The sequence below is a fragment of the Thiorhodococcus minor genome (assembly GCF_010820565.1).
Taxonomy (GTDB): domain Bacteria; phylum Pseudomonadota; class Gammaproteobacteria; order Chromatiales; family Chromatiaceae; genus Thiorhodococcus; species Thiorhodococcus minor.
Genome location: NZ_JAAIJQ010000126.1, coordinates 1 through 11145, shown reverse-complemented (window position 1 = coordinate 11145; position 11145 = coordinate 1). Strand labels below are relative to the sequence as shown.

Genomic DNA, 11145 nt, shown 5'->3' with positions numbered 1-11145 from the left:
AGGTCAGGATTCGGGGCCGAGGCAATACTCTAACGGATCTCCTCAGCCAAGGCTGCCACGACTTATTGAGAAGTTACGAATAGAGCAGCTGGCGGAAGGGATCGACGACAAAACGGCCAATGCCCGCCCCGCTGTCGCAAACGGTCATGATCTCGGAATAGGCGCCGGGCTGGGTATGGACGGTCTTCAGCAGCTCCGCCCCCGCCTCGGTCAGCGGCAGGCGCTTGGCCTCGCGCAGCTGATCGATGGCCTGCGCCGGCTGCGCGAGCAGGAAGGTGTGGGCCGAGTTCTCGGCGATGGCCCGCCCGGTCGGGTTCGCGTAGAGGTCGTTGAGGGACTGGGTCACGGTGACCGCCGCGCCGCGGTACTTGCGAAAGCGCCGGTAGCCGGTCTCGATGAAGCGGGCGACATCGCCCTGGGTGAGCAGGTCCCAGGCCTCGTCGATGATCACGAGCTTCGGCTGCTCGCGCTCCCCGAGGTACATCGCCTGCTGGATCTGACAGATCAGCTGCAGCAACACCACCTGCTGTAGGTGCTTGCGCCCCTTCAGCTCCTCCAGTTCGAGCACGACGAAGGGCGCGGCGAATTCGATCGAGTTGGGTCCGTTGAAGAAGCGTCCGTACTCGCCCTGGGTGGTGAAGGGATAGAGCTGGGTGCTCAGATCCCGCACCCGCGCGTCCGTCTCGGCCGCCAGGGCGTCGGCGACCGCGTCGATGGTCATGGCCGCCCCCAGCACGTCCCAGACCTGCTTCAGAATCCGCTTGAGCCCCGAGAGCCGGTAATCCCCCAAGGGCTCCGAGGGCGCGAGCATGGTCGCCAGCAAGGTCGCGATCATGTCCGCCTCCTCGTCCCAGTGGCGCACCAGTTGGAAGGGATTGAGACAGATTGTCGACTCACGGGTGAAGGCCAGGAACTGCCCTTCCAGCGCCTCGCAGAGCTTCTCGTAGGAGCGACCGACATCGATCACCCAGCAGCGCCCCCCGACCGACAAGGTCGTGGAGATCAGCTCATTGGTCAGAAACGATTTGCCCGAGCCCGACTGGGCGGCGATGCAGGCGTTGTAATTGGAGGCCGAGTCGAACAGCGACAGATTCATCAGCTGTCCACCTCGGTCGTTGTCAAGAAAGATGTCGCGTCGATCAGGTGTCGTTGTGCAGGATTTCGACCTCCTTTTTCGGTGTCCCTTTTCCGGGATTGAGAAGCACGACGGTGTCGGGCTGCCAGTTGCGGGTTGCCCCGCTCCAGCGCTCGGGGTGCTGCGCCCGAGCGGTCTCATAGAGGCGTGACCGCTCAAGCAGGATGCGCTGGTCTTCCCCGCGATGACGCTGCCCGGGTGTCACGAACTTCAGTGCGCTATGGCGATGGTGCTCGTTGTACCAGTCGACGAAGCCGGCGACCCATGTATGCGCCTGGCCGAGGTCCTCGAAGGGCTGGCTGGGAAAGGTTGGCTGGTACTTGAGTGTCTTGAACAGCGCCTCCGAGTAGGGATTATCGTTACTGACGCCTGGGCGGCTGAAGGAGGGCGCAACCCCGAGGCGTTGGAGCGTGGCCAGCATGGTGGCGCCCTTCATGGGCGCGCCGTTGTCGGAATGCAGCGTGAGGGTGCGCGGGTCGACGCCTTCGCGCCGGTGAGCCTGCTCGAAGAGCGCGGCGGCGTGCGTGCTGCTCTCCTCGGCGAAGACCTCCCAGCCAACGATCTTGCGGCTGAACACATCGAGGATCAGGTAGAGGTAGAAGAAGCTCCCCTTCAGGGTCGTGGCCAGATAGGTGATATCCCAACTCCACAGCTGATTGGGCGCCGTCGCCGCCACGGGCTCGGGTCGGCGGTGGCTGGGCGCGCGCAGCACGCGATAGAAGCTCGCCTCCGAGGCGATGTAGCGCCCCTGATCGGCCAGGGCTGGGACGATCTGACTCGGTGGGCAATCGGCGAATTCGGGGCCATTGCAGACCTCAAGGATCGTGGAACGCTCGGCTTCGCTGAGGCGATTGGCCGGCGTGCGCCCCTGGGCCGCCGCCGCGCGGGCATCGTCCTGGATGCCGTCCTCGCCGCGCCAGCGCTGCAGGGTGCGTACCGACAGCCCCACGACCTCGCAGGCGGGCTTCAGCCGCGCTCCGGCGGCGCAGGCCTCCTCGATCCAGGTGCTCACGGCGCGTCGCTGCTCCACGTCGATCAGGCGTCCGCGTCGCCCAGCAAGTGGCGGACTTTTTTTTGGAGCACCAGCAAGGCCGCCGCCTCGGCGAGCGCCTTCTCCTTGCGCGCGAGTTCCTGCTCGAGCGCCTTGAGGCGTTGCTGGTCGGCGCGGACCTGGGTGCGATCCACGGGCGCGGAGGCCGCGCCATTGGCCTGCTCGCAGGCGGCGCGCCAGGCAGCAATCTCATGGGCATATAGCCCCAGACGGCGGCAATAGGCGCTCAGTTGCGTGTCATCGAGGCTCGCCGTCTCCACTACGATGGCGAATTTCTCGCCACTGCTGCGCTCGGCGTGTCCGCCGCTAAGATGCTCCTGGGTGCCTTGGCGCGCCTTCAGGGCGCGTGAGCGCCAGCTGTAGAGGGTGTCCTTGGGAATCTGCGTCTCGCGGGCGAGATCGCGCACCGAGACGCTCTGCGGCGGCAGCATCTTGGCAATCAGGCTGGCTTTCAGTTCAGGCGAATAGGTCGTGCTCATGGTCTGTCACTCTGTCAGGGATGCCGCTGGGCTTGCGCCGCGGGGGGGGGGGGGGGGGGGGGGGGGAGCAGCGGCCGCCGGGCCCTGGGCCGGCCCGTTTGCCGGGCCGCCGGGGGGGTGCCCGCGGGGGGGGGGGGCCCCAACCGCCCCGCCCCCCCCGGGCCCCCTCCCGTTTCCCCCCCCCCCCGCGCGAATCCGGCAGCATCCAAATACCCCCAGGTTGCACATCATCTCCCGGCTGGGAGGCGACATCTATCCTGACAGAGGGGGGATGGCGTCGATTTGGGAAGTCGCGGTGCGTCTCGCTCGGGGACCGGACGATAGGCGTCCACCGATACGCTGGAGGCAGGGTTGCCCAAGGCCAGCAGCCGTTCAGAAATGGCCGATGTCAGCAGGACACCGCTGACGCCATCCAGCGCACGCAGCCGAACCAGCGGCCGGCGCGGATCGCGGGCGATCCAGTCGCGCGCCCAGAGATCGTCCAGAATCCGCTCCGGATCCGGATCTTCCTCGCTCCCGAGGAAGGCGTGCGGATAGGGGAGAAAACACTGTCCGTCGATCCAGCGGGGCTGTCCCTCGGCTGGTTGGCTCCCCTCCTCCACCCGGCGCATGAGTGCGGTCAGACCAGGACCGGCGGGCGGATGCTGGTCGAGCCAGGCGCGCGCCGATTTGGCGGCGGGTCGCGACGATCCCCCCGGCGCCGCCGCCGGCACTGCCTCGGTGTCTGCGCTCGACGTCGCCTTCAGCGGCTGGGGCGCCTTGGGCATCGCCTCCGTATCCTCCGCCTCTACTGGCGACCCAACCGCCCTCGCCTCCGCCTCCTCGGCCACCAGCTCGGTCGGCACGGAGCGCGTTGCCGGTGCTGAGGCTACGCACGCTTCGATCAACGCCGTCGCATGTGGCACCACGCCCGAGAACAGCAGCTCGGGCTCCGTCAGGCGCAGGAAGCTGAGCCACTGAGGCTGATCGCGCGTCAGAACCTGCGGGGCGAGCCGCCAAGTTCGCGCTGGACGCTCGCTCCCCTCCAGCGGACAGGGGATGGCGAGCTGCCGCTCCAGCAGCAGATCGGCCAGGGTGTCGGGATCGCGTGGGATGCCGGGCACCCGGGCCTCGGCCAAGCGTTGCACCAGGTCCTGAGCACTCTCGGGCCAGACCAGATGGAGACCGAAGGGAAAGACCCAGACCCGTGCGCCCGGGCTGTTGACCGCCCAGGTTCCGTCGCGCAGCAACGCACGCATGGTGTCGATCAGATAGCGCTCGATCGGCACCCCGAGCGCGAGCGCTTCGGGGTCGAGGCGGTTCTCGCGCAGATCCTGCGCGACGCTGATCCGGTCGGCCTCCCGCATCAGTTGGGCGAGCAGCGCCTGGTCGTCACGCCCCGCGAGCACACTGCCCAGGCTGTACCAGACCAGCGGATCGGGATCCATCAGCCAGCGGCGCAGCTCGCGGGTGATGAGTTGGGGGAAGACCGAGGTGGTGAAGACCTCATGCCCCTGATGCAGCCGCTGGCTGTTCCAACGCAGGAAGTAGTGGTCGATACCATGCTGGGTCGCCCGATCGAGAATCGTCTCGTCGACCGGCTGCCAGCGGGTCGTGCCCTTACGGTCGAGCACTAGGAGATCGGCCACCGGCTTGCCGACGTCGTGCAGCAGCCCAACCACGGCGGCGGCGAGCTGCCAGCGCGGCTCGAGCAAGCGGCGCTCCTGCGGCAGGCGGTCGACGGCGAAGAGGCGCCCACGGCTTGCCCGCGCACACTGGAAGGCGACTTCGAGCCCATGGCGGAAGAGTCCGCCGGCGCCGCGATGATGATGGGTTTCCGAAGCCGGGAGCAGATGGGCGAAGGCGGCATAGCGCTCGATGAGCGGCAGGACCAGGGTCTGGTAGTCGCTGTCGGTCATCGCCAACGCCTCCTGGAGACTGGCGATCAGCTCGGACTGGGTGGCGAGGATCTGGGCGGTACTGGCCACCGGGAGACCCTGAAGAAAGGGCGGATAGCGTGGGATATCGGACTCGGCGATGGCGACACTGACAGCTGGAGGCGGCGCTGGATCAGCGGCGGATTCGCCCACGCGAAAGGCGCTCCAGGCTGCACGGCAGCGGGTCAGCAAGGTCGGCATCGCGGTAGGGAGAAGCGGTTGATCAGTCACCGGAGATGGCTGCATCACAGCAGATGTGCACACGCCAGGACAGTCGAAACGGTCTCTCGCTCCGGGGACCGTTTTCGACTGTTGCGGGTGAGGTCGGCGGACTAGGATCGCAGACATTGCCATCCGCGGAGTCCATGCCCCATGCGTCTGCATCCCTTGCTCAGCATCGCCGCGCTCGCCAGCCTGTTCGGCTGTGCCGCACCGCCGATCGAGCCACCACCGACCCCGCATCTGATCCGCATGCCGTTGCCGCGTTATGCCACGCATGCACCCGAGCCGAGGCTCGCCGGGGCCGCTTGGCGTGCCGGACCTCGGCGACATGCACTGGCGCTCGATGGGCAGGTCTGCGCTCTGACACACCGCGGTGAGGTGCGTTGCCACCGTCCCGCGGCTGAGTCAGCGCCGCCATCCCAGCGGCGACACACGCCCACGGGCTGATCTCCGCGACCCGCGCTCCAGTTCCTGTTCGGCCATCCTTGCCCTGCCGCCCTGGCAGGGATTTTTTTGCGCCGCACGCACGGTTTCCGCAGCCCGAAACGGTCCAGCCAGCAATGAACCGTTCCTGTGCCATCATTGGACCATCGTTTCCTGGTGGGCGGACGCCATGCAACGCTGTATCCATGCGGAAAAGGATCGCTATTACCTGGTCGATCTGGTTCAGGACCTGCTCGGTGACTGGACGCTGGTGCTCTGCTGGGGCGCACTCAGCTCAGGGCGCGGACGCCTGCGCATCGTCGGCGTGGCCTCCGAGGCGGAGGGCTTGGGGAAGATCGAGGCGATCACGCGGCGACGCCAGCAGCGGGGCTATCGGCGGCAGGTGAGCCCCGAGTCGATCGACGTGGGCCACGGCATCCCGGCCGAGGCCACAAACGCCGCCGCACAGAGGAGCACTGGCGATGACTGAGGCGGACCAAACCCCGGTGGCGATCGTCAAGGGCGGTGCGCAAGGCATCGGCCGCGCCCTGACGCAGCATTTCCTGAGCGCGGGCTGGCGGGTCCTGGTCCTGGACCGTGATACCGAGGCCATGGACGATCTGGAGGCCAGCCTGAAGCACCGGGATCAGATGACCTGACTTCGAGGAATCTACGCCGATCCCAATTTGATCACCAGCCGCAGGTTGGTGCGTGGAAAAACGGTTTCGGTGGCATTGAGCTCCTCGCAGAGTTTAGCGATGGCCCGGTCGTTGGCCGGCCAATGCGGTGACAGCCTGAGGCGTCTGCACGGGTGCGCGCCGCTCGGGACGGAGACCGATCCAGTCCAGACGTCCAGAGCGCGGGAAGCAGGCCAGCAGCGCATGAATATCTGGCATAGGATTCAGAGAAGTCGATGTTAAGGATGACACAGCCTGCCGTGGATACCCGTTTGGCTCAACCGATGCTGCCATGCCCACCGCCTTCGCCGGGAGCCTCGCCGAATGACGGTCAATGCCTGAGTCCGATCTGCCGATGTCCCGTCTGATCCTGCATATCGATCTCGACGCCTTTTATGCGGCGGTCGAGCAGCGCGACCATCCCGAGTGGCGCGGTCGGCCCGTGGTGGTCGGCGCCGAACCGGGTCAGCGCGGGGTGGTCGCCACCTGCTCGTATGAGGCCCGCCGCTTCGGCGTGCACTCGACCATGCCGATCGCGCAAGCCGTGCGTCGGCTGCCGCCCGAGACGGTTTATGTGCGCCCGAGCATGGCGCGCTACGCGAAGGTCTCCCAACAAGTCATGGGCGTGCTGGAGACCGTCTCCCCGGTGGTCGAGCGGGTTTCGATCGATGAGGCGTACCTGGATGTCTCCGGGCTGACGTCATTGGTGGGACCGCCCGCAGTCATCGGGGCGCAGGTCAAAGAGCGGATCCGGCATGCGGTTGGGCTCACCGCCTCGGTCGGCATCGGCCCGAACCGGCTCATCGCCAAGCTGGCGTCCGATGCGCAGAAGCCAGATGGATTGACGGTGGTGCCGCCCGAGCAGATCGGCGGCTTTCTCGCGCCCATGCCGTTCACCGTGCTGCGGGGTATTGGCGTCAAGACCGCTCCCCGACTGGAACGCTTGGGCGTGAAGACGATCGGGGATGTGCGTCAACTGCCCCTTGAGACGCTGCGTCATCACCTCGGCGCCCGGACCGGGACTCAGGTCTACCAGCAGGCCCGGGGGCTCGCCGATGATCGGATCGACCCAGACAGGCCGCGTCGGTCGATCTCCAGGGAAATGACCTTCCCGGAAGACGTGAGCGATCCGCGAATGCTGGAAAAGACCCTGCGCTGGGCCGCCCAGGAGGTCGGCTCGATCGCCCGACAGACACAGCACCTGGGGCGTGTGGTCACATTAAAGATCCGGTTCCACCCGTTCGAGACCCACACGCGCTCACGCACCCTTGAGGTGCCCACGGCGGACGACGTCGCGCTCTTTGGCGCCGCCTGGTCGCTGTTTGCCGCCGAGCCCTGGTCGGGGCGACCGGTAAGGCTCATCGGGCTGGGGATCTCCGGCTGGTCAGCGACGGATGGCGGAGTCCAGAGGGATCTGTTCGAGACGGCGGCACCCGAGCCCTGCCCGGAACACGACCGCTTGGCGGCGACCCTTGATGCCATCCGCAACCGATTCGGTGCGGACGACATTCAGCGGGGTCTGAACCGTCGCTCGCCGGGCTCAGGATCGGCGCGCAGGCGAAGTCGCTATAGCCATCGGACGTGATGCTCGTACTAACCCCTTGATTTGAGGCGTGTATTCCGTGCTGCAACCGAAAGAGCCTATATGGATATCACCCAGGACGGCTATATCCGGGCGCCCCGTCCCACGCTCCACGGCAGCGGATCGATCCGGCGTTGCGATAGCGCGCATCACCTGGATCGGCATCCCACACTACGGCGAGCAGTCTCGGGGCACTTTTCATGTAAATCCCGCCACGCGCGACCCAGCGGCACGGTGTCGGGCGATGGACCGCGAGGTCGTCGGCAAGCACACGCTCGCGGAGATCGCGACGGGATGACGCAAGCGGATGGAAACGGTCGTCTCCGTTCGGGACCGAAATATTCAGCGATACACTCGTGTTCGAAACGCGATCACCGACCCACGACTGTAGAAGCGTTGATTCAACAATGGATACGAAGCAAAGAGCAACACGACCCAGCCCGACTCATCCAGAAACCGAGCTGCTCAATGTCCTGAAGACGACCCTCCTCCTGAGCTCCGATGCCCAGGTCGCGGCCTTCCTCGGCATCACGCGCGCCACCATTCATCGCGTACGCCATGGCCAGGGCCGACTGGGGATTCAGCAACGGCTGAAGATCCTCGACCACATTGGCTTTCTCGACAACCGGCTGTGGCTGAACCGACTTCGGCCCGATCGCTTGAACGAGCGCATCCGCCGCTCGGGCCATGCCTTGAGGCAACGCCAGGTCAGAGCCCCGCAACGCATCGAGCGCGACCTGAGCATCGAGGGCAAGTTGCTCGATCTAGTGCAGGATGCCTGCGGGTTTCGCACGGATACCGAGCTAGCGGAATTTCTCGACGTGGCCCGGATCACGCTGTCCAACGGACGGGCAGGCCGTGGCAGTCTAGGACCGCGCCAACGCCTGCGGATCCTCAATCGGTTTGCGCCCTTCGATACTGAGCGGATCGATGCGGTGCTCGACTCCACCGAGGTTCTGATCGAGGCCGTGCGGGAGTGGGCGGATCATCAGAGGGAGCGCGCAGGACAGGATCGCGCCAATCCATCAGCGTCAGCACACTCATCGGCAGACGCGCGTTGATGGAGCACCCGAACGACATGGAGCGAGCGCCGTGATTCGAAACCCCCTACCAGGCTCGGTTAACCACGAGGACCAGACGGGGCGTCTCCCTCATCCATGGGTCCTGCATCAGACATCGCGGTCGTTTATCGCGTGGACATCGAGCCGCGCCGCGCCGAAACGCTCGATGCGCTCCCGCAGCGACTCATCCACATCCTCGACGTTCTCCGGCCGCAGCATGCGATGACGCGGCGTGGCCGCAACGGCTTGCCACCCGCAGGTGAGCCGATCTGAGCCTGGTTATCCCATCGAGCATTGCCTCACTGCTCTCCAAGCAGCTGAGCGTCTAGTGGAAACTGGCTTCCGATCCCGCGGGCCGATCGCATTTGCCAATCGCCGAATCTCCATCTCCATGCGCCGCAGCTTCAGCGCCGTCCGATACGTTACGCAGCTGAACGTTGTCGCGCTGGCTGTCGTCCACCCCGACCGAGCCGGCGATGCTGCGCCCATGTGATCAGGAATTCTGATGACAAGATCCTTCGCGCGAGCACTTTTCGTGCTCTTGCGGTCAGGCCACACCTAGATGAGTTCTCCCCTCGGGTGCGAAGATGCCCTCTCAAGAGGGGTGGGTATCTTCGGCGTCGAACAAAATGACGAGGGCATCTTCGACGACACCGTAATGAAAGCAACAGACCCAAGATACACGATTCGCATCTTTCGGGGGCGGCAACTCGGGCATGCTGATGACCGACTGCCAAGTGTATCGTCGCAGAACGTTCAGCGCTGCTTCGATGAACGCAACAACTGGAATTCTGAGATATCACTTAGGACGCAGCCAGGATCAGGGCATGCTTCCTGTACTTGCAGAAGCGAAAACCAGCAGAAAGCCAGAGATGATTTGCTAGGGAACTCAGGTCGAGTACCAATCCAGGTACCACTGCGGGATGCGAAGGACGCATTTTAAGGCGACTGATGCGCGTCCATGCACATCTAAGTCTTTGAAATCTGGTGGCTACGCCCTGACTCGAACAGGGGACCCTCGCATTATGAGTGCGATGCTCTAACCAACTGAGCTACGTAGCCAGAAAGGCTGCTAAGTATAGAGAGCCCTCCGAGGGCTGTCAACGCCGAGAAAACCCCTTCGCTAGACGTTGAACCTGAAGTGGATGACATCGCCGTCGCGCACGAAGTAGTCCTTGCCCTCTGAGCGGAGCTTTCCGGCCTCTTTCGCGCCCTGCTCGCCATTGCAGGCGACGAAATCGTCGTAGCCGATCACCTCGGCGCGAATGAAGCCGCGCTCGAAATCGGAATGGATGACACCTGCGGCTTGCGGGGCCTTGGCACCAGCCGGAATCGTCCAGGCACGCACTTCTTTAGGCCCGGAGGTGAAGTAGGTCTCCAGCCCTAGCAGCCGATAGCCAGCGCGCACGACGCGATCGAGGCCAGGCTCGTCGAGCCCCAGCTCCGCGAGGAATTCATCACGCTCGGCATCCTCCAGCTCCACGATCTCCGCCTCGATCGCGGCACACACGGGCACGACGCTCGCCCCCTCCTCCGCCGCGAGCTTGGACACTTGCTCCAGATAGGGATTGCCGGCAAAGCCATCCTCCGCCACGTTGGCGATGTACATGGTTGGCTTCGCGGTGAGCAGAAAGAGATCGCGGAGCTCTTCGGCCGCGTCCTCGTCTAGCTCCATCGCACGAACGGGCCGACCAGAGTCCAGATGAGCCTGCAGCGCCTCTAGAACGGCCTTGCGCTTGAGCACCTGCTTGTCGCCGGTCTTTGCCATGCGCTGGGCGCGATCGAGCGCCTTGTTGACGGTATCCAGGTCAGCCAGGGCAAGCTCCGTGTTGATGACCTCGATGTCTCCCAGAGGATCGATCTTACCGGCGACATGCACGACGTCGTCATTCTCGAAACAGCGCACGACGTGAGCAATGGCATCCGTCTCGCGGATGTTCGCGAGAAACTTGTTGCCCAGCCCCTCCCCCTTGGAGGCGTTGGCGACCAGCCCGGCGATATCGACAAACTGCATGGTCGTCGGCAGCACCTTCTGCGGCTTGGTGATTCGCGCGATAACGTCGAGCCGAGCGTCCGGCAGCAGAACGACGCCAACGTTGGGATCGATCGTGCAGAAGGGGTAATTCTCGGCCGCGATCGTGGCCTTGGTGAGCGCATTGAAGAGGGTCGACTTGCCGACGTTCGGCAGGCCGACGATGCCGCATTTGAATCCCATGAACCTAATCCCGCTGGAAAAAACCCGACGATTCTACAGGAGGGCCAGGAAAGCGCACTACAAAAGCACGCCAAACCCAGGGCGAGCGCGCATAAATCACTTCCCTAACGAATAAGGTTAGATCGTCCGAGCGCAGCGAGCGACGATCTGAACCGTTTGTTGGACGAGCCCGAGATAGGAAGCGATGAATGCCGCGAACGCGGAAGATGCAAATCGTAACTTCTCAATAATTCACGGCACAGCCTCAGCGGCCAAGATCCGTTCGCGCACGATGTCCGGCAAGGGCGGGATGTCTCCGACCTGTCCGATGCGGTCGTTGAGGTCGTCCCAGAAGGAAATCCCGAGTTTTCGGCAGGTCTTCTTGAGGCTGGCGAAGGTGTCACG

9 protein-coding genes and 1 tRNA gene are annotated in these 11145 nt (G+C 64.8%); 5 read left to right on the top strand and 5 right to left on the bottom strand.

What is annotated here, in order from left to right:
- Window positions 1-73 precede the first annotated feature (73 nt).
- The 3 genes from G3446_RS24310 to mobH form a co-directional block, all read right to left on the bottom strand.
- Window positions 74-1096 carry a TraG/VirB4 family ATPase gene (locus G3446_RS24310; RefSeq protein ID WP_425338430.1) on the bottom strand — a complete coding sequence of 341 codons (1023 nt, stop codon included), beginning with the start codon at window positions 1094-1096 and terminating at the stop codon, window positions 74-76.
- Window positions 1097-1139: 43 nt separating this feature from the next.
- Window positions 1140-2665 (bottom strand): IS3 family transposase gene (locus G3446_RS24305; RefSeq protein WP_164456191.1). Its coding sequence is split into 2 segments (ribosomal slippage): window positions 1140-2212 and window positions 2212-2665, totalling 1527 coding nucleotides; the frame shifts between segments, so codons are not numbered across the junction.
- Between the two features lie 227 nt (window positions 2666-2892).
- Window positions 2893-4734 carry a MobH family relaxase gene (mobH, locus tag G3446_RS24300; protein WP_342450219.1) on the bottom strand — a complete coding sequence of 614 codons (1842 nt, stop codon included), beginning with the start codon at window positions 4732-4734 and terminating at the stop codon, window positions 2893-2895.
- Window positions 4735-4953: 219 nt separating this feature from the next.
- Here mobH and G3446_RS24295 point away from each other — a divergent pair, with 219 nt between their 5' ends.
- The 5 genes from G3446_RS24295 to G3446_RS24275 all read left to right on the top strand — a co-directional run bounded on the left by G3446_RS24295 (window position 4954) and on the right by G3446_RS24275 (window position 8546).
- Window positions 4954-5250 (top strand): hypothetical protein, encoded by a 297-nt coding sequence (locus tag G3446_RS24295; protein ID WP_209262613.1) that lies wholly within the window; start codon window positions 4954-4956, stop codon window positions 5248-5250.
- Window positions 5251-5416: 166 nt separating this feature from the next.
- Window positions 5417-5716: a hypothetical protein gene (locus G3446_RS24290; protein ID WP_245232737.1), complete on the top strand. Its 300-nt coding sequence runs from the start codon at window positions 5417-5419 to the stop codon at window positions 5714-5716.
- Window positions 5709-5885 carry an SDR family NAD(P)-dependent oxidoreductase gene (locus G3446_RS24285; protein WP_164456189.1) on the top strand — a complete coding sequence of 59 codons (177 nt, stop codon included), beginning with the start codon at window positions 5709-5711 and terminating at the stop codon, window positions 5883-5885. The genes G3446_RS24290 and G3446_RS24285 overlap by 8 nt, the downstream gene beginning before the upstream one ends.
- Window positions 5886-6237: 352 nt before the next feature.
- Window positions 6238-7488: a DNA polymerase IV gene (dinB, locus tag G3446_RS24280; RefSeq protein WP_245232736.1), complete on the top strand. Its 1251-nt coding sequence runs from the start codon at window positions 6238-6240 to the stop codon at window positions 7486-7488.
- A 404-nt stretch (window positions 7489-7892) separates the two neighbouring features.
- Window positions 7893-8546 (top strand): hypothetical protein, encoded by a 654-nt coding sequence (locus tag G3446_RS24275; RefSeq protein ID WP_164456187.1) that lies wholly within the window; start codon window positions 7893-7895, stop codon window positions 8544-8546.
- Window positions 8547-9531: 985 nt separating this feature from the next.
- On the opposite strand, the gene G3446_RS24270 is transcribed toward G3446_RS24275, so the two are convergent.
- A tRNA-Met gene (locus tag G3446_RS24270) sits at window positions 9532-9608 on the bottom strand.
- A gap of 61 nt (window positions 9609-9669) precedes the next feature.
- Complete coding sequence (gene ychF, locus G3446_RS24265; RefSeq protein ID WP_164456185.1) at window positions 9670-10761, bottom strand: redox-regulated ATPase YchF; 1092 nt, start codon at window positions 10759-10761, stop codon at window positions 9670-9672.
- Between the last annotated feature and the right edge of the window lie 384 nt (window positions 10762-11145).

Bases quoted from the DNA above. Each gene is read 5' to 3' on its own strand.
- G3446_RS24310 (WP_425338430.1), bottom strand. From the start codon at position 1,096: ATGAATCTGTCGCTGTTCGACTCGGCCTCCAATTACAACGCCTGCATC.
- G3446_RS24295 (WP_209262613.1), top strand. From the start codon at position 4,954: ATGCGTCTGCATCCCTTGCTCAGCATCGCCGCGCTCGCCAGCCTGTTC.
- G3446_RS24290 (WP_245232737.1), top strand. From the start codon at position 5,417: ATGCAACGCTGTATCCATGCGGAAAAGGATCGCTATTACCTGGTCGAT.
- G3446_RS24285 (WP_164456189.1), top strand. From the start codon at position 5,709: ATGACTGAGGCGGACCAAACCCCGGTGGCGATCGTCAAGGGCGGTGCG.
- dinB (WP_245232736.1), top strand. From the start codon at position 6,238: ATGCCTGAGTCCGATCTGCCGATGTCCCGTCTGATCCTGCATATCGAT.
- G3446_RS24275 (WP_164456187.1), top strand. From the start codon at position 7,893: ATGGATACGAAGCAAAGAGCAACACGACCCAGCCCGACTCATCCAGAA.
- ychF (WP_164456185.1), bottom strand. From the start codon at position 10,761: ATGGGATTCAAATGCGGCATCGTCGGCCTGCCGAACGTCGGCAAGTCG.